This window comes from Fulverythrobacter fulvus, from assembly GCF_037154085.1.
GTDB classification, from domain to species: Bacteria; Pseudomonadota; Alphaproteobacteria; order Sphingomonadales; family Sphingomonadaceae; genus Andeanibacterium; species Andeanibacterium fulvum.
Window position 1 is genome coordinate 654,376 of the sequence record NZ_JBANRM010000002.1, and the last position, 21,033, is coordinate 675,408.

Consider the following 21,033-nt stretch of genomic DNA (forward strand, 5'->3'; position numbering starts at 1 on the left):
TGAGTGATTGGGAGAAGCCATGAAAACCATAGTGAAGGTATGGCTTCCATTCGCAGCTTTGTTGACGATCCTGCTCGTCGGCGTCTGGGTATATGGAACAAATATGTGGAACTGCTATTCCGCTGGCCAAGTATGGATTGGTGGCTTCAGCCGCACAGCCTATTGCGCAGGCGTTGAGGGCTATGAATGACCACTAATCCAACCCTCTCCCCCCAGCGCCAGCCGGAGGATCAGGACGCGGCGCTGCGGCCCAAGTCGCTTGCCGAATTCATCGGGCAGGAAGCGGCGCGGGATAATCTGCGGGTGTTCATCGAAAGCGCGAAGTCGCGCCGGGAGGCGATGGACCATGTGCTGTTCCATGGCCCTCCGGGGCTGGGCAAGACCACGCTGGCGCAGATCGTGGCCAAGGAACTGGGCGTGGGCTTCCGCGCCACCAGCGGCCCGGTCATCGCCAAGTCCGGCGATCTGGCGGCGCTGCTGACCAATCTCGAACCCGGCGACGTGCTGTTCATCGACGAAATCCATCGTCTCAATCCGGTGGTGGAGGAAGTGCTCTATCCCGCGATGGAGGACCGCGCGCTGGATTTGATCATCGGGGAGGGGCCGTCGGCGCGTTCCGTGCGGATCGACCTTGCGCCTTTCACTCTGATCGGCGCGACGACGCGGCAGGGCTTGCTGACCACTCCCCTGCGGGACAGGTTCGGCATCCCGGTGCGGCTGCAATTCTATACCGAGGCCGAGCTGGAACTGGTGGTGCGCCGGGGTGCGAAGCTGCTTTCGGTGGAAATGGACAGCGAAGGCGCACGCGAGATTGCCCGGCGCGCTCGGGGCACGCCGCGCGTGGCGGGGCGTCTGCTGCGGCGGGTGCGCGATTTCGCCCATGTGCTCGGCTCGCCCGTGGTGACCGCCAAGGTCGCGGACGAGGCGCTGACCCGGCTGGAAGTGGACGCGCTGGGGCTGGATGCGATGGACCGGCGCTATCTCACCATGATCGCGGATATCTACAAGGGTGGCCCGGTGGGCGTCGAAACGCTGGCCGCAGGCCTCGCCGAACCGCGCGATACGGTGGAGGAAGTGGTCGAGCCTTACCTCATCCAGCTGGGCCTGCTTGCCCGTACGGCACGCGGGCGTGTGCTCAACGATCGGGGCTGGGCGCATCTGGGAATCACCCCTCCGGCGGGCGGGGTGCAAGGGGGGCTGTTCGGCGCCGGGAAGTAAACCCGTGCGGCAGCTATATTGCCGAAAGCGTTAACCTTTTTCGCAAGGGTAGAACCTCTTTCGGTCCCATTGTGGGACATCTTGCAGCTGTGACCGCTGTGTGTCCCAAAATAATCGCCTTTCAGGCGGTAAAACGCAGTTAACGCGATTGCCCGTATAAGGGTGGTCTGCCCTGTTGCACAGATCAGGGAGGTTAAAGGGGGAGTCGTACCCGCGGCTCAAGCCTTCCCTGAAGCGAACAGGATTTGAGACCATGTCGGTAAGAATGGCCCTCGCGAAATTGTCTGCCGCAGCTGCCGGTGGCGCGCTGCTTGGCGGCGGTGCGGTGCATGTCGCCGAGCCTCAGTCCGCGAATGTCACCACTTACAAGTCGGTGAAGGCGGCCAAGCCGGCTCCGAAATATGTGAAGGCGAAGCCCGCCAAGCGCGTTGCGGAAAAGCCGCGCGTGGTGAAGCGCATCCGCCGCGTGATCGAGGACGATTGCAGCCAGGGCGGCCCCGACTGCACCCCGCAGATCGCCATGATGCCGGTTCCGCTGCCGCAGCCCCTCCCGGCGCTTCCGCCGGTCAGCGGGTCGAGCGGTGGCGGTGTGACCGTGATCGGCGGCTCGGGCGGCTTTGGCGGTTTCGGCGGTGGCTTCTTCGGCGGGTTCTTCGGCGGCGGATCGTCGGGGGGCAGCGTGGTCGTGACGTCCACCACCACCAGTGGCGGCTCGACCAGCACGTCGAGCGGGGGCAGCTCCACCTCCACGGGCGGCAGCTCGACCTCGACCAGCGGCGGTTCCACCAGCACCAGCGGCGGCTCGACCTCGACGTCTACCGGCGGGATCAGCAGCACCACCACCAGCAGTTCCGGCGGCATCACCAGCACGACCACGACCAGCTCGGGCGGGTCCTCCTCCTCAAGCTCGTCCAGTTCGTCGTCCTCGTCCTCTTCGAGTTCTTCCAGCTCATCGAGTTCTTCTGGTTCCAGCTCGGGTCAGCCCTGCCACAAGCATTGCGGCGGTTCGAGCGGCTCCAGCTCCGGTTCGTCGAGTTCCTCGGGTTCGTCCTCGGGCAGCAGCTCGACCAGCACCAGCTCGGGCAATATCAGCAGCAGCACCTCGTCGAGCTCGACCTCGTCCTCGACCAGCAGCTCCACCAGTTCCTCGACCTCTTCGAGCACCAGCACTTCGGGCTCGACCAGCGGGTCCAGCAGCACCAGCACGACCAGCGGCACGCAGGTGCCCGCTCCGCCGATGCTGCTGCTCTTCGGTGCCGGCGCCGTGGCCGTGTTCGGCCGCCGTCGTTTCGCCAAGGACAGGAAAGAAGAAAAGCGCACCGCCTGAAGGTAACGCTTTCGAGCCCGGTCCTCGGGTCGCCCTCTTCGGAGGCAGGGAAAACATCCGGGGGGATGCAGGGGCGGTCCGCAGGGGCCGCCCCTACCTGTTTATGCCTCTCGTCTATTCGCGTGCAGCGGCGGGCGACGAGACCCACGGCACGTCCGCCGTTTCCAGCAGGTCGGCCAGTTCCCACACATTGGTGTAGCCATAGCCGTGCAGGTTGATGAAGGTGGGGATGTTGAGCGCCATCGGCGCCCGCTTGGTCGGCACCGGTGCGCGGTCATCGGTGAAATTGTTGTTGCAATAGATGTAGATCGGGCGGTTCCGATCCGGCCCGATCGCGGCCAGCAGGGCTTCGTCGGTGAAGTCGGGCAAGGGCAGGTTTACCGCTCCGGCAATATGCCCGCCTGCAAAGGCCGCCGCTGAACGCGCATCGAGCAGCAGAGCCCCTTCCTCGCGCATGCGGCGGGAAAATTCTTCCCATGGCAGCAGGTGATCCTGGCGGATGCCGGACAACTCGCCGGTCAGCCGGGCAAAGCCCTCATAATCGACTTGGGGATTGGCCGGCTCGCTGGCGCCTGCCGGTGCGGAAAGAGCGGCGCCGAACAGCACCGGGGCTAGCAGGGCAGGCAACAGGCGCAGGCGGCTGGACATCGGCACTCTCCATTCATCCGATTGGCATCGGATCGGACAGAGGCTGCCAGCGTCGCGCTAAATCGGCGCTGAACAAAAAAAGCCGGCCCGGTGCGGCCTACTGCACCGGGCCAGCCCTTTCGGCGAGTTGGGCGCTCGCCGGGTGACCTCATGAGGTCCTCTGGGCGCTTAGTAATAGACGCCCAGAGTGAAGCCGATCACACGCCCGCAGAAGGGGATGATCAACCAGATTCCGAGCGAAAGCGCGCCGGAAAGCTTGGCCGCGCCGGGAATGGTCCCGCCGGGCTGGCCCCATTCTTCCACGCCCTTGGAAATGATGCGGTGGAAGATCGCCATGTTGACGCCGGCCACGGCCATCAGGCCCATCTTCCAGAGGAAATAGGGGTTGGCCATGTAAGTGGTGGCCTTGCTGACGAAGAGCAGCACGCCGGTGACGACCGCCACTGCGAAGCCGATCCAGGTGACCGGGATCGTGTCGTTCTCCACGGCCTTCACGCTGCGATTCTTCGACGTGATGCCGAGCAGGCGAAGGTCCATGATGGCGATGGCGCCGATGACGGTGACCAGCGCGAAGACGTGAATGGTCTCGATAGTCGGGAACATCCATTCATTGCTGGCGATGGTAGTGCCGAGGCCCGATTGTTCGAGGCTGGCCCAGATGGAATTTGCCATTGTAGTTTCTCCCCCTCAAACCGGCGCGTAGGCGATCCAGCGGCCGCCAACCATGACGACCATCCACAGCACGATCAGCGCGACCGCACCGGCCTTGATCGAGCCCTGGCCGTCGGGCGAGACGTCCCACTGATTCATCCGGCCACGCACGGCCGCCTGAAACCACAGGCTGACGACGATCGTGACGGCGAGGGCCACCATCTTGATCCAGAAGATCGGGTTGACCATGTTGCGGACCGGTTCGCTGATCAGCAGGATGATCCCCGTGGTGATCAGAACCAGCGCGCCGCCCTTGATCCAGGGCTGATAGCGATTGAAAATCTGCGGCAGGGTCTGGTCCTTGCCGCTTACGCCCAGCACCTTGAGGTTGAGCATCAGGGTAGAGCCGAACAGCACCGCGATGGCGAGGATGTGAAGGGTCTGGAAACCGGGAATCGCCAGGAAGTGGCTTTGCAGCCAGAGGGCGAAGGGCCAGTCGGAGACCCAGAGCGAGAATTCGACGATCGGCGTCTGTCTGATCGCCTCCGTCATCTGGAATAGAAATTCGCCAATCGACATGGGTTACAACCTCCCCTGTATCCGGCAGGCGCATGGCGGCGCGACCCTGTCCGGTTGTTCCTGTCACTCAGGCTCCGCGACTCCTGTTGGGCTTTGCGGAACCCGTCCCATCCAAGACTGCCTGATGGCTTAGTTGACTTCGTCCGCCATTGACCTGGATCAACTGGGCTGACGTGAACCTGAAAGGGACAGGGGGAACCGGGGCGGGAACAAACCGCCGTTGAGGTCGGGCTGGCGTTGATTGCCTCGTCATTGCGAGGGACCGGGGCGGTCACGCTCCAACGAAAAAGGCCCCGCATCGCTGCGGGGCCTTTTCGATTTCGGTGGTGCCGGACTGGCGCGGATCAGGCGGCCAGCTTGCGCAGCACGTATTGGAGGATGCCGCCATTCATGAAGTATTCCACTTCATTGGCGGTATCGATGCGGCACAGGGCAGTGAAAGTGAAGGTCGAACCATCGGCCTTGGTCACTTCCACTTCGACGTTCTGCTGCGGCTTGAGATCGGCCACGCCGCGGATGGTGAAGCTGCAATCGCCGTCGAGGCCCAGCGAGGTGCGGGTATCGCCGTCCTTGAACTGCAGCGGCAGCACGCCCATGCCGACGAGGTTGGAGCGGTGGATACGCTCGAAGCTCTCCACGATCACTACGCGCACGCCCAGCAGGTTGGTGCCCTTGGCGGCCCAGTCGCGGCTGGAGCCGGTGCCGTATTCCTTGCCGGCGACCACCACCATCGGGGTGCCAGCGGCCTTGTGCTTCATCGCCACGTCATAGACCGGCAGCACTTCCTCACCATAGCGGCTCATGCCGCCTTCGATGCCGGGCACCATCTCGTTCTTGATGCGGATATTGGCGAAGGTGCCGCGCATCATCACTTCATGATGGCCGCGCCGCGCGCCGTAGGAGTTGAAGTCTGCCTTGGCGACCTGGTGTTCCATCAACCATGCGCCGGCCGGGCTGTCGGCCTTGATCGAGCCGGCGGGGCTGATGTGGTCGGTCGTGATCGAATCGCCCAGAATCAGCAGCGGCTTGGCTTCGACGATGTCGGAAACCGGGGCCGGGGTCATGGTCATGCCTTCGAAGTAAGGCGGGTTGGCGATGTAGGTGGAGCCTGCACGCCACGAATAGGTTTCCGAACCGGCGACATCGATTGCCTGCCAGTGCTTGTCGCCCTTGTAGACGTCGGCATAGCGGGCCTGGAACATGGCGCGATCCATGCAACTGGCCATCGTGTCGTACACTTCGTTATTGGTCGGCCAGATGTCCTTGAGGAACACGTCCTTGCCGTCCTTGCTGGTGCCGATCGGGGTGGTGACGAAGTCCTCCACCACAGTGCCCTTCAGCGCATAGGCCACCACCAGCGGCGGCGAAGCGAGGAAGTTGGCGCGCACGTCGGGGCTGACGCGGCCTTCGAAGTTGCGGTTGCCCGAAATCACGGCGGCGGCGACGAGGCCGTTTTCGTTGATCGCCTTGCTGATCGGTTCGGCCAGCGGGCCCGAGTTGCCGATGCAGGTGGTGCAGCCATAGCCGACCAGGTTGAAGCCGATATTGTCGAGATGCGGCTGCAGGCCGGCCTTGTTGAGATAGTCCGTCACGACCTGCGAGCCGGGGGCCAGCGAGGTCTTGACCCAGGGCTTGGGCTTGAGGCCGAGTTCGTCGGCCTTCTTGGCGACGAGGCCGGCGGCGACCAGTACGCCCGGGTTCGAGGTGTTGGTGCAGCTGGTGATCGCGGCGATCATCACGTCGCCATCGCCCACGTCGAAATCCTTGCCCTGCACCGGAACGCGGGTGGCGGCCTTCTTGTAGGTTTCGGCCATGTCCTTGTTGAACACGTCGTCCACTTCGGGAAGCGCGACCCAGTCCTGCGGGCGCTTCGGACCGGCGAGCGAGGGCACGACGGTCGACAGGTCGAGTTCCAGCGTGGAAGTGAACACCGGATCGGCAGCGCCCGGTTCCATCCAGAAGCCCTGTTCCTTGGCATAGGCTTCCACCAGCGCGATCTGCTCTTCCTCGCGGCCGGTCAGGCGCAGATAGTCCAGCGTCTTGTCGTCAATGCCGAAGAAGCCGCAGGTCGCGCCATATTCGGGCGCCATGTTGGCCAGGGTCGCACGGTCGGCCAGCGTCAGCGAGGCAAGGCCGGGGCCGTAATATTCGACGAAGCGGCCCACCACGCCATGCTTGCGCAGCATGGAGGTGCAGGTCAGCACGAGGTCGGTCGCGGTCACGCCTTCCTTCAGCTCGCCAGTGAACTTGAAGCCCACCACTTCGGGGATCAGCATGGAAACGGGCTGGCCCAGCATCGCGGCTTCCGCTTCGATGCCGCCCACGCCCCAGCCCAGCACGCCCAGACCGTTGACCATGGTGGTGTGGCTGTCAGTGCCGACGCAGGTATCGAAATAAGCGACCGTCTCGCCATTCTGGTCCACGCTGGTCCACACCGACTTGGCGATGTTTTCCAGGTTCACCTGATGGCAGATACCGGTGCCCGGGGGCACGGCGTAGAAATTGTTGAGCGACTTGGAACCCCACTTGAGGAAGTCATAGCGTTCCATGTTGCGCTGATATTCGATCTCCACGTTCTCTTCGAACGCCTTGGGGTGGCCGAATTCGTCCACCATCACCGAGTGGTCGATGACGAGGTTCACGGGGACCAGCGGATTGATCTTGCTGGTGTCGCCGCCCAGCTTGGCAATGGCATCGCGCATGGCGGCAAGATCGACCACGCAGGGCACGCCGGTGAAATCCTGCAGCAGCACGCGGGCCGGGCGATACTGGATTTCCGCGCCGGTCACGGGGTTCTTCTGCCAGTCGGCAATCGCCTGGATGTCGCCGGTGGAGACAGTGAAGCCGCCATCCTCGAAGCGCAGCAGGTTTTCCAGCAGCACCTTCATCGAGAAGGGCAGGCGGCTGACATCGCCGATCTTCTCCGCGGCCTTCTTGAGGGAGTAATAGGCATAGTCCTTGCCTCCCACCTTGAGGGTGCTGCGGGTGCCGAGCGAGTTCTTGCCGACCTGGGTCATCTGTTGCGCCGTCCTCTTGTTTCCGAATTGCGGAGCCCGCCCGGCGCTGCACTTGCGAAGGGCGGGGGAGTCGCCCGGCACCTGCGCGTTTTGCCCCGGAACGTCAAGGGTTCGGCCCCCCAATTAGCTTTCCGTAAGGACGCTTTTTCATGCCCTGTGGCGAATCGTTGGCGCCGTGCAACAGGCACGCTATCGGGCGGGCCATGAACGGATCGGGCAACTCCAATCGCGGCGCGGAGCCGCTGCGCGTGCTGGCAATGGCACTTGCGCTGGTTATGGCTGCCATGGCCGGGGCGGGGCTCGGTTTCCTGCTCGATCTTGCAGGCGGCGACGCATCGGCCGCGCAGGCCAGCCAGGCGGCAGAGGCGGCCTAGCGCCTGTTAAAGCGCCGTCTGCTCGGTCCGCTTGCGCGGCGCGGCGATCCAGCACCCGGCCACGATCAGGACGGCGCCCAGCACCGTGGGCAGAGTGACTGCTTCGGCAAAGGCGATCCAGCCGAACAGGGCGGCCCACAGGAAGGCGGTATATTCGAACGGCACCAGCGCCTGCGTTTCCGCACGGGCATAGGCCCAACTGCCCAGCATCAGTGCCACCACCGCGAACAGCGCGCTGACGCCCAGGCTGATCCAGCTTTCCGCATCGGGCATCACCAACAGCCACGGCGCGGCGAAGGACAGGACGAAGGCGGCGACAAGGCTCTGGAACAGGGCGACTTCGGCTGGCTTGGAAAGCAGCGCCTGCTGGCGTTGCAGCACGAGGTTCCAGGCATAGAGGCAGGCCGAAACCAGCACGGCGGCCACGCCCAGCGAGGCCTCGGGGTGGGCATTGGCCTCGCCCGTGCGGCCCAGCGCGATCACCAGCACGCCCACCAGCCCCAGCGCGGAGGCGCCGATGGCCTGCCTGCCGACCTTCTCCTTCAGCACCAGCGCGGCCAGGAACAGGGCGATCAGCGGGGCAATGAAGGAAATGGCGATGGCTTCGGCCAGCGGCAGGCGGATCAGGCCATAGAAGAAGGTCGTCGCCACGCCCGCGGAAACCGTGCCGCGCATCAGGTGGAGCTTCATCTGCGGCCAGTTCGGCCGGCGAGCGCCTTCGCGCAGCCACATCGGCAGGACGATCGCGGCGCCCAGCGCATTGCGCCAGAAAGTGGCGCTATAGGCCCCTAGCTCCAGCGAGGCGAACTTCATCGCCCCGTCCATCACCGAATAGAAGGCAATGGAAACGGCGATCGCCACGAAGGGCGCCAGCGAATGCCGGTGGGGATCGGTCGGGCTCATGGCAGGGCGGCATAGGCGGGCCACGGCCACCCGTCACGCCGAATTGCGGTTCAGATTGCAGACAGCGCTTTTGTTGGAAGCGTGAGTGAAATATTATGAAACATGTCCGAACCCGGTTCGGACGACAGACAGGGCTAGTTTTCGATGACGGTTACGATGCGCATGCGTGTTCTTCTGGGTGTTGCGGTTCTGGCGGTTCCGGCCGCAGTATCCGCCCAGCCGGGTACGGATGCGCCTGCGCAGCCCGCTCCGGCTGCCTTGCCGACCGCGGTTCCGGTGGCTCCGGCTCCCACTGCGGCAGAAGACGTGCCGATGAAGTGGAGCAAGGCCGATGCCGATGCGCTGCTCTCGCTGATCGAGGGGATCGGTTCCGAAGGGCTCCTCCCGGCCGATTACCAGATGCAGGCCCTCGCCGCCGCGATTGCCGCGGGCGAAGGCGATGCGCTGGACGAGCAGGCCACTCGCAGCTTCTCCTGGCTGATCGAGGATCTGCGCGACGGGCGCACGCCGATGGAAGCGCGCAAGCAGTGGTTCGTGGTCGATCCCGATCCTGACCGGATGCCGACCCGCCGCGTGATGGCCGAGGCGTTGACCAGCGGCGATATCGCCGGCGTGGTCGACAAGCTGGCCCCCACTGTGCCCGATTATGCCGAACTGAAGCAGGCGCTGGCCGCCACGCCCAAGGCGAACAAGGCCCGTATTGCCCTGATCCGCGCCAATATGGACCGCTGGCGCTGGCTGGCGAAGGATCTGGGCTCGCAATATCTGCTTACTAACGTGCCCGAATATCAATTGCGGCTGACGGTGAACAACAAGATCATCCGCAGCTACAAGACCATCGTCGGCAAGCCGGGCAAGACGGCCACGCCGCAGCTGGCCGAAATCGTGGAAGGCGTGATCTTCAATCCCACCTGGACCGTGCCGCAGAGCATCGTGAAGGGCGAGGGGCTGGGCGCCAGGGTGATGGGCAATCCCGGCTGGGCGAAGAGCCATGGCTATACCGCCACGCGGGCGGCCAATGGCTACATCAACGTGGTGCAGCAGCCCGGCCCCGGCAATTCGCTGGGCCTGATGAAGCTCGACATGCCGAACGAGCATGCGATTTTCCTGCACGATACGCCCTCGCGCCATCTGTTCGACACGGATAACCGCGCGCTCAGCCATGGCTGCATCCGCACCGAACGCGCGCAGGAACTGGCCATCACCATGGCGATCCTGGGCAAGGGCGCGGCCAAGGACGATGCAGTGGCGATCTCCGCCTCGGGCAAATATACCAAGGTGCCGCTGCAGAAGACCTTCCCGGTCTACATCACCTATTTCACCATGGGCCGCGACATCGACGGCCAGCTGACCACCTTCAACGACATTTACGGCCGCGACGCACCGGTGCTGTCCAGCTTCGAACAGCCCCGCGTAGCCAACCGCGCCCGCAAGACGGATGAGGAAGTGGTCGAGATTGTGGACGATCTGCAGATCTGAGGGTTTCGAAGACCGACGCATAACGACGTCCCGGATTTGATCCGGGACCGCTGGTCGGGGTACGCGCGTCTGGGCGAGACCTCACCACTTTTGCCACCCGCCCAGCCCTCCAACCTCCGCCCATCCTGAGCTTGTCGAAGGACACGCGCTGAGTGTTGGGCTGGGCGCCTCTAAACCAATAGTTGGGTCAATGTTCCGCGTGTCCTTCGACAAGCTCAGGATGAGCGGGTGTGGTAAGAGTGCACTCGTCCTCCCCTAATTCGTCATTCCCGCGAAGGCGGGAACCCAGCAGCAACCGTCGAACTGGGTTCCCGCCTTCGCGGGAATGACGAAGGTTGGAGTTGGAGGGCAGGCACAAAACCCCATCCGGCGGCGACCCGGACCTTTACGCCAGTGTTGGAGCATCAAACCAATCGCGCGGCCGGCACGGCGTCAGGATTGGCGCGTGCAGGAGGCGGGGGGAGAATAGCGAAAGGCCGGGCACCTCCACCAAGTGCCTGGCTCTGCCCAATCGGAAACCGGCCGGGAAAGGCGCCCGCGGGCTCGCAGCCGGGCATCCTTTCCTTGCGGGTGATAATCCCGCGCCATTCGTGGTTCATCGCGAACATCCCGGGAAAGCCTGCCCACGTAGGGCCGGGATCGTGAGGGAGCCGGTGAAGCCGCGCATCCGGTAACCGCATCTGGCGCAAGAGGCTTTGCCGTGGGGTAACGCCCCCAAAGACACGCACCCGCACCGGCCGCGTTGTTCGAAGCGAACAAGGGAGGAAAGGCAGTCGACATGCCGCCCTCCGGATTGAACCTTGCGACTTGCTATTGCTGCAAGGTGCGGGGCATATAACCGAAACGGTTCGCGAAGTCAAGGGAAAACGCCAAATGCGCCTGCATTCCATCACTTGTCACCCCGGACTTGCCTGCCCCCGCGTAAGCGGGGGTTCCGGGGTCCAGCTCCTTCCGCGTAGAAAGCGGGATCCCGGAACAAGTCCGGGATGACAAAGGGGGCGAGCCCAATCTTCGTCATCCCAGCCTGCGCGGGAATGACGAAATAGGATTGGGTGCGCCCTCAGCGCCCTTTGCGCGAACCCCAGTCCGTCAGACCAGCCCCAGCCGGTCCGCGTAGAGCAGACGGCCGCCGGAGAGGTTCCACAGGGCTTCGCGGAAATCCTCGGGGCTCATGGCGAAGCAGCCGTTGGAGCGGCCGAGGCGGCCCCATTTCTCGATATGGGCCGGGGTGGCGTAATCGGCCGAATGCATCACGATTGCGCGGGGCAGGGCGTTGGAATTATCCTGATCCAGCCCGCCCAGGCGGATGGAAGTGCCGTATTTGCCCTTGTACCATTCCCAGGTGACATAGGCGCCGCGGCTGGTGGCGTTGGAGCCTTCCACATTGGAAAATTGCTGCAGGAAGCCCGAATGATCGGGGTCCGAGCCCGTCCCGTGCGCCACGAGGAAGCTGCGCACCGTGCCCGCTTCCAGATTGGCGAAATGGAAGCGCGGAATGGCGGAATGGACGCCGTAATCGGCGATCCCGGCAATGTCCCTGCGCCACAGCACATTGCCCGCCCGCTCGACCTCGCGCTTCGCGATTTCCAGCAGCTTGCGATCCCGCTCCGAAAGCGGGGAAGCCTGGGCGAAGGCGCGCGTGGGCAGGGCAGCCGCTGCCACGGCGGCGCCTGCGACCTTCAGCAGATTGCGTCTGTCGAATGCCGTGCTCATCGCTCTTTTATGGCACAAAATTTCTGAGAGGAAAATGAATGGTGAGCCATTGGCGGCCTCTCACCCTCGTCATCCCGGCGAAAGCTGGGATCGCTTTCGCCCAGATCATCCGCTCGAAAGGCCAAATCCGCGATCATGCGCTTTACTGCCAGCGATCCCGGCTTTCGCCGGGATGACGAGTTGGTCTTCGCCTACCGCCCCTGCCCCGCCAGCGCGGTCAGCGCATCGCCGTCCACGCGCATCACGGTCCATTCGTCCATCATCTTCGCGCCGAGCGATTTGTAGAAGCCGATGGAAGGCTCGTTCCAGTCCAGCACCCACCATTCCAGCCGGGCGCAATCGCGCTCCACCGCCAGCCGGGCGAGTTCGGTCAGCAGGGCCTTGCCGAGGCCGGCACCGCGCGCTTCGGGCATGACGAACAGATCTTCGAGGTAAATCCCCGGGCGCCCTTCGAAAGTGGAGAAATTATGGAAGAACAGCGCAAAGCCGCGCGCCTCGCCATCCACTTCGCCGATCAGCACTTCCGCGTAAGGTCGGGGGCCGAAAAGCTTCTGGGCCAGCACGGCCTCGTCGAAGCGGACTTCGTGGGCGAGCTTTTCGTACTCGGCCAGCGCCCGGATCAGCGAGGCGATCAGGGGCATGTCGGCGGGGGAGGCCGCCCGGATGGAAAGATTCATTTTTCGTCAGTGCCAGTCTGGATGATGCGGCCGACTTCCAGCTCGTCGATCCTCAATTTGCGGATGCGGGCCTTGCCGATACCCAAGCTGCCTACACCGAGCCGTCCGATGGCGAGCGCGCCCACGGCGAAAGCACCCAGCGCGAAGGCCCCGATGGCAATCGCCCCGATGGCGCCGCTGCCCAGCGCGGCCGCGCCGGTGGCCGATGCTCCCGTGGCGCTGGCCCCGGTGGCGACCGCGCCGCGCGAGAGCGAGGGCTTGTGCGCGGCGGGCAGGGCGCTGTCCGCCTCGACCGGCAGAGCCGCCGGGGCGGGCTTGCGCATCATGCGGCCTTCCCGTGGATCGTATCCATGCTGACGGAAGTGCCCGCGTCGATCTCGGCCGCCTTGGCTTCCACCAGCTTCACGATGTGATCGAGCATGTCGGCATCGTTCACATGGTGGTCGGTCACGCCCGAAAGATAGACCATGTGCTTGCCCGCGCCGCCGCCGGTAATGCCGATATCGGTTTCGCGCGCTTCGCCCGGCCCGTTGACCACGCAGCCGAGCACCGAAACGCTCATCGGCGTCTTGATGTGGCTCAGCCGGTCTTCCAGCGCGGCCACGGTGCGGATCACGTCGAAGCCCTGCCGCGCGCAACTGGGGCAGGAGACGACGCGCACCCCGCGCGTGCGCAGGCCGAGGCTCTTGAGGATTTCATAGCCGACGCGCACTTCCTCCTCCGGCTCGGCCGAGAGGGAGACGCGGATCGTGTCGCCAATGCCGGCCCACAGCAGATTGCCGATGCCGATGGAGCTTTTCACCGTGCCGCCGATCAGCCCGCCCGCCTCGGTAATGCCCAGATGCAGCGGGCAGTCCACTGCTTCGGCCAGGCCCATATAGGCGGCCACGGCCAGGAATACGTCGCTGGCCTTCACGGCCACCTTGTATTCGTGGAAATCGTGATCCTGCAGCAGCTTGATATGATCGAGCGCGCTTTCGACGAGCGCCTCGGGGCAGGGTTCGCCGTATTTTTCGAGCAGGTCTTTCTCAAGGCTGCCCGCGTTCACGCCGATGCGGATGGAACAGCCATTGGCCTTGGCCGCGCGCACCACTTCGGCCACGCGTTCGCTGCTGCCGATATTGCCGGGATTGATCCGCAGGCAGGCCGCGCCAGCATCGGCGGCTTCCAGCGCGCGCTTGTAGTGGAAGTGGATGTCCGCAACGAGCGGCACGCGGGCGGCCTTGGCGATCTGCTTGAAGGCCGCGGTGCTTTCCACATCCGGACAGGAAACGCGGATGATGTCCGCCCCCGCTTCCTCGCAGCGGCGGATCTGGTCGATCGTCGCCACCGGATCGGAAGTGAGCGTGTTGGTCATGGTCTGCACCGTGATCGGTGCATCGCCGCCAACGGGGACATTGCCGACCATGATCTGGCGGCTCTTGCGGCGCATGATGTCGCGCCAGGGACGGATGGAAGACATGGCCCGCGATATAGGGCGAAGCGCGTTGCCGGACAATGACGCTTTGGGGCAGCCGCCATTCAGCCCATGCCGGCCTGCAAATGGCGACTATCCCAAGGGCTCACCCGGCAAAGGGCGTGGCGGGCACGCCGGGCACTTCCACCCGGAAGGAGAATATCGCCCCCGCATGGGGGTGGCGTTCCAGTTCCGCATCGCTCATCAGCGCGCGGGCGCTGGTGACATAGGCAGTGCGCATGTCCTTCCCGCCGAAGCCGATCATGGTGGTGCGGTGCGTGGGAATCTCCACCGTGGCGAGAATCTCGCCCTGGGGCGAAAGGCGCACCACCTTGCCGCCCCCGTCTGACAGGCCGAACAGCGCGACCCAGAAACAGCCTTCCATGTCGAACCAGCCGCCATCGGGCGTGCCTTGCCCTTCGGGGAAGTGGTGGAGGATGCGGCGGTTGGACAATGCGCCGCTCGCTGGATCGGCATCATAGGCACGCAGCATGTGGCTGGGGCTGTCGGCGTGGCAGAACATCGTGCCGTCGGCGGAAAAGCCGGCCGAATTGCAGGTGGTCATCCCGCCTTCGAGGAAGGTCACCGCGCCATCGGCGTCGGCGCGATAGAGCGCGGCGTCAGCAGCGCTCTTCGCCTCGTTCACCGAGCCGACCCAGAAGCGCCCGGCGGGATCGGTGCAGCCATCGTTGAGCCTCAGGTCCGCCTTGCCGGCCAGCATCTGCTCGCCATAGGGGACGGGCTGCGCGTCCCAGCTGTCGAGCGTGGCCAGACCGTCCTTCATCGCCAGCAGGAAGCCGCCCCTGGCGCGGAAGGCGAAGCAGCCCAGCGTCTGATCGAAGCGGCGGCTTTCATCCGTGCCCGTGGCGGGATCGAAGCGGTGCAATTCGCTGCGGAAGATATCGACCCAATAGAGCCGCTTCTCCCCCGCATGCCAGATGGGGCTTTCGCCAAGTTCGGCCCGCGCATCGAGCGCCACGATGGGTTGGAAGGTCTGCATGGGGCGGGAATGGACGCGCGGCCGGGCAGGGGCAATGGAGCGGGGCGCCCAACTTCTTGCCGCCCTGCGTCCATTGTTACAGGGCGGATGCGCGGGTTGCGCCCCTGCGGGAATCGGCCCAAGAAGCGGGCCCAACGGGCTGATCGGAAAGACGGGAAGATGGAAGAAGCCGGCCAGGTATCCTTGCTGCATGACGGGTTCCTGATGCTGGGCTTCGCGTTGTTCTTCGTGCTGGTTTTCCGGCGGTTGGGGCTGGGCGCCACGCTGGGCTATCTCGTCGCGGGCGCGGTGGTGGGGCCGCAGGTGCTGGGCCTTGTGGGCGACGCGGAACAGAAGATCGGCATTGCCGAACTGGGCATCACCCTGCTGCTGTTCATCGTCGGGCTGGAGCTTTCGCCGCAGCGCCTGTGGCGGATGAAGCGGGAGATTTTCGGCCTCGGCCTGCTGCAGGTGGTGCTGTGCGGGCTGGCCGTGAGCGCGATCATCTTCCTGTTCACCAGTTTCACGCCCGAAGCGGCGCTGGCGCTGGGCCTGCCGCTGGCGCTGTCCTCCACCGCGCAGGTGCTGCCCATGCTGCAATCGGCCGGGCGCCTGCGTACACCTTTCGGCGAGCGGGCCTTCGCCATCCTGCTGTTCCAGGACCTGTCGATCATCCCGCTCATCACCGTGATCGCCGCCATGAGCCGCAACCCGCTGGATGCGGGCGGCCCTCCGGGCTGGCTGCTGGTGCTCTATACCGTGGCGGCCATCGTCGGGCTGATCGCGGCGGGGCGGTTCCTGATCCGCCCGCTCTTCCGCCTGATCGGCAATCTGGGCGAGCGCGAGATGTTCGTCGTCACTGCCCTGTTCACGGTGATTGCCTCTGCCGCGCTGATGGAGATGCTGGGGCTTTCCACTGCGCTGGGCGCCTTCATCGCGGGCGTGATGCTGGCCGATTCCCCCTATCGGCATGAGCTGGAGGCGGATGTGGAGCCCTTCCGCTCGATCCTGCTGGGCATGTTCTTCCTCTCGGTGGGCATGCTGCTCGATCTGCGGGCGATTGCCGATCATCCCTTTTTCGTGGCAGCAATGGCCGCGGCGCTGATCGCCACCAAGGTCGCGGTGATCTTCGGCATCGCGCGGATATTCCGCATGCCGTGGCGCGGCGCGCTCGCGCTGGGCCTGCTGCTCAGCCAGGGCGGCGAATTCGGCTTTGTCCTGTTCGCGCAGGCGCAGGAAGCGCTGCTGATCGAACCGGAAGCGGCCAGCCTGTTCGGTGCCATCATCACTCTGTCCATGGCGACCACGCCTTTCCTGATGCTCGCCACCAAGCGCGTGCGGCAGGTGCCGGATGCCAAGCTCGCCACGCGGGACGGGCCCAAGGCGGATGGCGCGCAGGCGCTGGTCGTGGGCTATGGCCGCTTCGGCCAGACCATGGCGCAGATGCTGATGGCGGGCGGCGTTCCCGTGACGCTGATCGACCGCGATGTGGACATGATCGACGTGGCCGGCCAGTTCGGTGCCAAGGTCTATTTCGGGGACGGCACAAGGCTCGATCTGCTGCGGCAGGCGGGGGCTGGCGAGGCCCAGCTGATCGCCTTCTGCATCGACCGCGATCAGGCCGATCCGGGCCTGGTGGAGGCAGTGCACGAGGCCTTCCCGCAAGCGGCGATTTATGTGCGCGGGTATGACCGGCGCAGCGTGATCGCGCTGCATGGCAGCCCGGTGAACTATGTCATGCGCGAAGTGCTGGAATCGGCGGTGGCGATGGGCCGCATGGCGCTGGAAAACCTCGGGCTGGGCCAGGACGAGATCGAGCGGGCGGAGGACGTCTTCCGCGCCAATGACCGCGAACGCCTGCACGACCAGTTCGCCTCAGGCGATGTGCGCAGTTCGCGCGACAAGATCCTTACAGAGCCGAGGCGGGTGGGGGAGCCTTAGTCTTTCGTCATTGCGAGCGAAGCGACGCAATCCAGCGTCAATCGCGTTCCGCCCTGGATTGCTTCGTCGCTCCGCTCCTCGCAATGACGAGTTGAGGAGAGAAACCCCTCACACCATCCGCGCGAACAGGAACTCGTCGTCGCGGTGGTCGCCGACCCAGAAGTAGATATCCGCCAGCTTGTCGAAGCCATAGCGGCGATAGAATTTATGGGCGCCGGGATTGTCGGAGAACACCGACAAATGCACCTCATCCGCGCCGCGCTTGCGGAATTCCTCCATCGCCCAGTCCATCAGCAATGCGCCGATGCCTTGCCCGACGCGGTCGGCGGCGGTGTAGAGCTGCTTCAGCTCCATTGCCCGCTGCCCTCGCGCATGTTCGGGGAAGCCGGATTTGAAGGCGATCTTGCAATAGCCGGCAAGCTCGCCCGCATCGTCCACGGCAAGGCGATAGAGCCTGCCCGGATCGGCCAGCTCGCTCGCAATGGCCTCGTCGGTGAAGGTCTCGCCCAGGAAGGTGTCGAGATTCTGCTGCGAATAGAGATGGCCGAACTTGGCGATGAAACTGTCGCGTCCCAGCGCGGCGAGGGCGGGAATATCCGCCTGTGTCGCTTCGCGCAGAGTGATCCTGGCCTTGGTTTCGCTCATGAGAATTTATCCGCCTTGCGCTTGCCGAAGCGCATGTTCCGTTCCAACCGGGCGCGGAGCTGGGCGTAGAACGCCTCGAGAAAGGCCCGCTCGTCGCCCGATCCGGCCGACCAGCCGATCTTGTTGCAGATCGCGGTGGCCACTGCCACCTGAGCCTCGGCGTTGTTTTCCCGCAGCACCCGTTCCAGCGTCTGCAGTTCATATTCGCCATAGACCGAAAGCTCGGCCTCGCCGAAGCGATATTCCGCCCCGGTCGCCACCGAACGGCCGCGCGCGCCGTCGCCCAGCGACATGGCCTGTTCCAGCTTGCGCTTGGGCAGTTCTACTACCCATGTGCCGGCGATCAGGTCGCCCGCGCGCAGGGCGTCGCGGTTGAAGAAGGGAAACAGCAGGAAGATCGCCAGCCAGGCGAAGGTCGCCCAATTGGCCGCGCCGCCTGCCCCCGCGCTGGTGATGAGGTAGATCAGCGGCAGGAACACCTCGATATCGCGCAGCAGGTTGCGGGCGATCACCGCATTGACGCTCAGGCGGCCGCCATCGCGGGCGGCGATGCGGATGCCCAATATGCGCTTGCCGGGCGTGGCCCCGCGCGGGCCGAGTTCGAAATAGAGGAAATAGCCGTAGCGGAACAGGAACATGGCCACGATCCACGCCACGGCCAGGAACTCGAACGGCCCCTTCGCCCCGCCGCCATCGAAGATGCCGCCCAATATGGCGATCAGTGCCAGCGTGACGCTTACCTGGATCACGATCATCAAGATGAGGTCCAGCAGCAGCGCGGCGGCACGCGATCCCCGGCTGGCGATAGTGATCGGCAGGCTCAGCCCTTCCGGCGTCACCAGCACGCGCTTGCGCTTGTCGAGGCGGCGGCTGTAGCGCGAACGGCTCATCCCGCGCTCCGGTCCACGCTGCGGCGGAAGGCGAAGAAATAGGCCAGCCAGAAAGTCATCATGCTGCCGCCGATGGCCAGCCGGGCACCCGTGTCGGTCACCAGCTGGCGGGCGAAGCTCTCCAGCACGGCGGCCACCACCATCATCAGCACCACGCCTGCCATCACCTGCGCGGCGCGCTGCCCGGCGCTTGCGGCCGCTGCCATGACGGTTCGTTCGCCGGGAAAGGCCATGGAGCGGCCGATATGGAGGCCTGCCGCCCCCGCCAGCAGGATCGCGAACAGCTCGGTCGTGCCGTGGACCGAAAGCCAAGCGGCGAAGTCCAGCGTCAGCCCCTGTCCGTTGAACAGCCACAGCATCGCGCCGAGCGTCGCCAAATTCTGCATCAGCAGCATCAGGGACGGGATGCCGAAGGCAAAACCCAGCGCGAAGGCCAGGATCGCCACGCGCGCATTGTTGCTGAACAGCGCCGCCGAGAAGAGCGAGAGCCCGTCCGCGCTTTCCGCGCCGCTCAGCGATTTTTCCAGCACCGCGCGCGATGCGCCGGGAATGCGGCTATCGGCAAATTCGGTAGGGACGAGCGAGTAATACCAGGCCTCGTCCCGCGCGCAGAGCAGCCAGCCGACCACTGCGCCCGCCACCATCACCGCCAGCGCGACGCACAGTTCCAGCCACATCTCGCGGACCGAGGCGCTCCACCCGCCGCCGAAGAAGCGGCGCAGCCAGCCGATCAGCGAACTGCGCGGGCCATAGACCTGGAACCAGGCGCGCTGCACCAGCGATTCCAGATAGGCGAGCGTTGCCGCATCGAGCGACGTCTCGCGCGCGATGGCGAGGCTGGAGGCAGCAGTGCGATAGAGCACGGGCAGGTCCAGCAGATCTTCGTCGGGCACCTTGCGCAGGCGCCCGCCTTCCATCCGCTTGAGGATCGCCTCCAGCCGCTTCCAGTCCTGCTCGCGTTCCAGCCGGAACCGGTCGGACCGCAGGGCGGCCGCCTCGATATCGGGCAGTTCCTCGATCGGTTTCGAGCGGAAGAATTCGGTGATCGCCATTAGAGCCCCCTCCTCTTCAGAGGAGGGGGTTGGGGGTGGTGGCCCCGTGCGATGTCTCGCGTGAAGGGCAGGCACCACCCCGCTGCGACTAGGGCCGGCTTTGCCGATCCAAGTCTCGCTGCCCCTCCTCTGAAGAGGAGGGGATGAGAGGAACGCCCCATCATCCGATGCTCCCGGCGCGCTTGATGTCCAGATAACGGTCGATCAGCCGGTAGGTGATCGCCTGCCACGGCGCCTCGACCACATCGACATTCAGTTGCCGCAGCTTCTGCAGCACGATGGCGCGCTGGCGGGCGAGCGTTCCGGCGGTCACAGCCACGGCGACATCGTTCACTGTCTCGGGATCGGCATCGGCAAGGCTGGCCAGTTCGGTGTCTTCCATGGTCACGAACAGCACCAGATGGCGCTCCACCAGGCGGCTGACGCTTTCCACCATCAGCTGCGCACTGGTAGGATCGGTGAAATCGGAAAACAGCACGATCAGCGAGCGGCGCTTGAGCTGCGAGGCCAGTGTGGCCAGCGCGAGCGTGAAATTGGGCTCGGCCGCGTGATAATCGAGTTCCGCCGCCGCGCTCTGCAACCGGTGGAACTGGCGGCTGTCGGTGACGAAGGGCGTGAATAGTTCGGGCCGCTGGCCGAAGCCGAACAAAGCGACCTTGTCCCCGCCCTTGAGCGCGACATAGGCGGAAGTGAGCGCCGCCGAAACGGCACGGTCGATGCGGGGAAGCCCGTCCACCGGCTCGCACATCGCCTGCCCGCAATCGAAGGCGAACACGATCTGGTTATTGCGCTCGCTCTCATTCTCGCGGGCATAGAGGCGCGTCTGGCGGGCGGAGCTTTTCCAGTCGATCCGGCGGCGATCCATGCCCGGCTCATATTCGCGCAGCGCCTCGAACTGAGTACCTTCGCCCCGGATACGCCGGGCGATCAGGCCGAACTGGGCATCGCGCAGATAGGTCTGCAGCGCGGGGGAACGGACCGGCGACAGGTCCGGCCAGATGCGGACCCGCGTATCGAGTTCGCGCGTGATCTGCCGATGAGCCAAGCCCAGCGGGCCGGGCCAGCGCAGCCATATGCGCGAAATCTCGCCGGTGCCGCGTCGCGCTGGAGTGAGCTGCACGCGTCCGGCATAAGTGCCGCTCGCGGGATCGGCCGACAGGCGCACTTGCGCCTTGCCGCCATCGCCCAGCCGGGGATCGAAGGACAGCGCGGCTTCGGGTGCACCGCCCATCGTGCGCCCTGCGATATCCGCCAGCACGGTGACGTCCAGCGCCTGCCCGATTTCCGCATCGACAGGCGCGATCACTCGCACATCCGTCAGCACGCCCGCCACCAGCCCGTCGAGCACCACCAGCACCAGCAGCGCGAAACACGCCGCCGGGGCGACGACCCACGCACTGGGCGCGCTGGATGCCACCAGCAGCGCAACAGGCGCGCCAAGGGCGGCAAGAGCCAGACTGCGGGCGGATGGGACGATCATGCGA

Annotated in this window: 21 protein-coding genes; 5 read left to right on the top strand and 16 right to left on the bottom strand. The window is 65.1% G+C overall.

Annotated features, from left to right (window positions below; translation table 11 throughout):
• Nucleotides 1–19 precede the first annotated feature (19 nt).
• Together WFP36_RS08995 and ruvB are read left to right on the top strand one after the other, a co-directional pair.
• Complete coding sequence (locus tag WFP36_RS08995) at nucleotides 20–190, top strand: hypothetical protein (RefSeq protein WP_336979806.1); 171 nt, start codon at nucleotides 20–22, stop codon at nucleotides 188–190.
• The gene (gene ruvB, locus WFP36_RS09000) at nucleotides 187–1,218 is read left to right on the top strand and encodes a Holliday junction branch migration DNA helicase RuvB (RefSeq protein ID WP_054531012.1); all 1,032 of its coding nucleotides are present in this window, start codon (nucleotides 187–189) and stop codon (nucleotides 1,216–1,218) included. Before WFP36_RS08995 ends, ruvB begins: the two co-directional genes overlap by 4 nt.
• A gap of 363 nt (nucleotides 1,219–1,581) precedes the next feature.
• Here ruvB and WFP36_RS09005 read toward each other — a convergent pair whose 3' ends face one another.
• From WFP36_RS09005 to acnA, 6 genes are all read right to left on the bottom strand, one after another.
• The gene (locus WFP36_RS09005) at nucleotides 1,582–2,094 is read right to left on the bottom strand and encodes a hypothetical protein (RefSeq protein WP_336979809.1); all 513 of its coding nucleotides are present in this window, start codon (nucleotides 2,092–2,094) and stop codon (nucleotides 1,582–1,584) included.
• Between the two features lie 102 nt (nucleotides 2,095–2,196).
• The gene (locus tag WFP36_RS09010; RefSeq protein ID WP_336979811.1) at nucleotides 2,197–2,514 is read right to left on the bottom strand and encodes a hypothetical protein; all 318 of its coding nucleotides are present in this window, start codon (nucleotides 2,512–2,514) and stop codon (nucleotides 2,197–2,199) included.
• A gap of 145 nt (nucleotides 2,515–2,659) precedes the next feature.
• Entirely contained in the window at nucleotides 2,660–3,193 is a 534-nt protein-coding gene (locus WFP36_RS09015; protein WP_336979812.1) for a rhodanese-like domain-containing protein, read from the bottom strand.
• Nucleotides 3,194–3,361: 168 nt separating this feature from the next.
• The gene (locus WFP36_RS09020; RefSeq protein ID WP_336979814.1) at nucleotides 3,362–3,865 is read right to left on the bottom strand and encodes a DUF6644 family protein; all 504 of its coding nucleotides are present in this window, start codon (nucleotides 3,863–3,865) and stop codon (nucleotides 3,362–3,364) included.
• Between the two features lie 15 nt (nucleotides 3,866–3,880).
• Complete coding sequence (locus WFP36_RS09025; protein ID WP_336979816.1) at nucleotides 3,881–4,423, bottom strand: DUF6644 family protein; 543 nt, start codon at nucleotides 4,421–4,423, stop codon at nucleotides 3,881–3,883.
• 344 nt (nucleotides 4,424–4,767) lie between these two features.
• Nucleotides 4,768–7,440 (bottom strand): aconitate hydratase AcnA, encoded by a 2,673-nt coding sequence (gene acnA / locus WFP36_RS09030; protein WP_336979817.1) that lies wholly within the window; start codon nucleotides 7,438–7,440, stop codon nucleotides 4,768–4,770.
• Nucleotides 7,441–7,643: 203 nt separating this feature from the next.
• Between acnA and WFP36_RS09035 the strand changes: the two genes are divergently transcribed.
• Complete coding sequence (locus WFP36_RS09035; protein ID WP_336979819.1) at nucleotides 7,644–7,814, top strand: hypothetical protein; 171 nt, start codon at nucleotides 7,644–7,646, stop codon at nucleotides 7,812–7,814.
• A 6-nt stretch (nucleotides 7,815–7,820) separates the two neighbouring features.
• On the opposite strand, the gene WFP36_RS09040 is transcribed toward WFP36_RS09035, so the two are convergent.
• Nucleotides 7,821–8,717, bottom strand: coding sequence for a DMT family transporter (locus WFP36_RS09040; RefSeq protein ID WP_336979821.1), 897 nt, complete (start codon nucleotides 8,715–8,717; stop codon nucleotides 7,821–7,823).
• A 162-nt stretch (nucleotides 8,718–8,879) separates the two neighbouring features.
• Between WFP36_RS09040 and WFP36_RS09045 the strand changes: the two genes are divergently transcribed.
• Complete coding sequence (locus tag WFP36_RS09045) at nucleotides 8,880–10,196, top strand: L,D-transpeptidase family protein (RefSeq protein WP_336979823.1); 1,317 nt, start codon at nucleotides 8,880–8,882, stop codon at nucleotides 10,194–10,196.
• Between the two features lie 1,089 nt (nucleotides 10,197–11,285).
• Here WFP36_RS09045 and WFP36_RS09050 read toward each other — a convergent pair.
• The 5 genes from WFP36_RS09050 to WFP36_RS09070 form a co-directional block, all read right to left on the bottom strand.
• Nucleotides 11,286–11,909, bottom strand: coding sequence for a murein L,D-transpeptidase catalytic domain-containing protein (locus WFP36_RS09050; RefSeq protein ID WP_336979825.1), 624 nt, complete (start codon nucleotides 11,907–11,909; stop codon nucleotides 11,286–11,288).
• A gap of 191 nt (nucleotides 11,910–12,100) precedes the next feature.
• Nucleotides 12,101–12,586: a GNAT family N-acetyltransferase gene (locus tag WFP36_RS09055; protein WP_336979827.1), complete on the bottom strand. Its 486-nt coding sequence runs from the start codon at nucleotides 12,584–12,586 to the stop codon at nucleotides 12,101–12,103.
• Nucleotides 12,583–12,912: a hypothetical protein gene (locus WFP36_RS09060; protein WP_336979829.1), complete on the bottom strand. Its 330-nt coding sequence runs from the start codon at nucleotides 12,910–12,912 to the stop codon at nucleotides 12,583–12,585. Before WFP36_RS09060 ends, WFP36_RS09055 begins: the two co-directional genes overlap by 4 nt.
• The gene (ispG, locus tag WFP36_RS09065; protein WP_336979831.1) at nucleotides 12,909–14,048 is read right to left on the bottom strand and encodes a flavodoxin-dependent (E)-4-hydroxy-3-methylbut-2-enyl-diphosphate synthase; all 1,140 of its coding nucleotides are present in this window, start codon (nucleotides 14,046–14,048) and stop codon (nucleotides 12,909–12,911) included. The genes WFP36_RS09060 and ispG overlap by 4 nt, the downstream gene beginning before the upstream one ends.
• Before the next feature lie 100 nt (nucleotides 14,049–14,148).
• Complete coding sequence (locus tag WFP36_RS09070) at nucleotides 14,149–15,042, bottom strand: SMP-30/gluconolactonase/LRE family protein (protein WP_336979832.1); 894 nt, start codon at nucleotides 15,040–15,042, stop codon at nucleotides 14,149–14,151.
• Nucleotides 15,043–15,201: 159 nt separating this feature from the next.
• On the opposite strand from WFP36_RS09070, the gene WFP36_RS09075 reads away from it, so the two are divergent.
• Nucleotides 15,202–16,962: a cation:proton antiporter domain-containing protein gene (locus tag WFP36_RS09075; protein ID WP_336979833.1), complete on the top strand. Its 1,761-nt coding sequence runs from the start codon at nucleotides 15,202–15,204 to the stop codon at nucleotides 16,960–16,962.
• 108 nt (nucleotides 16,963–17,070) lie between these two features.
• Here WFP36_RS09075 and WFP36_RS09080 read toward each other — a convergent pair whose 3' ends face one another.
• The 4 genes from WFP36_RS09080 to WFP36_RS09095 all read right to left on the bottom strand — a co-directional run bounded on the left by WFP36_RS09080 (nucleotide 17,071) and on the right by WFP36_RS09095 (nucleotide 21,029).
• Nucleotides 17,071–17,607, bottom strand: a complete 537-nt coding sequence (locus tag WFP36_RS09080) for a GNAT family N-acetyltransferase (protein ID WP_336979834.1) — start codon at nucleotides 17,605–17,607, stop codon at nucleotides 17,071–17,073.
• Nucleotides 17,604–18,497, bottom strand: coding sequence for an RDD family protein (locus tag WFP36_RS09085; RefSeq protein WP_336979835.1), 894 nt, complete (start codon nucleotides 18,495–18,497; stop codon nucleotides 17,604–17,606). The genes WFP36_RS09080 and WFP36_RS09085 overlap by 4 nt, the downstream gene beginning before the upstream one ends.
• Nucleotides 18,494–19,549, bottom strand: a complete 1,056-nt coding sequence (locus tag WFP36_RS09090) for a stage II sporulation protein M (RefSeq protein ID WP_336979837.1) — start codon at nucleotides 19,547–19,549, stop codon at nucleotides 18,494–18,496. The genes WFP36_RS09085 and WFP36_RS09090 overlap by 4 nt, the downstream gene beginning before the upstream one ends.
• A gap of 160 nt (nucleotides 19,550–19,709) precedes the next feature.
• Nucleotides 19,710–21,029: a DUF58 domain-containing protein gene (locus tag WFP36_RS09095; RefSeq protein ID WP_336979839.1), complete on the bottom strand. Its 1,320-nt coding sequence runs from the start codon at nucleotides 21,027–21,029 to the stop codon at nucleotides 19,710–19,712.
• Nucleotides 21,030–21,033: the final 4 nt, after the last annotated feature.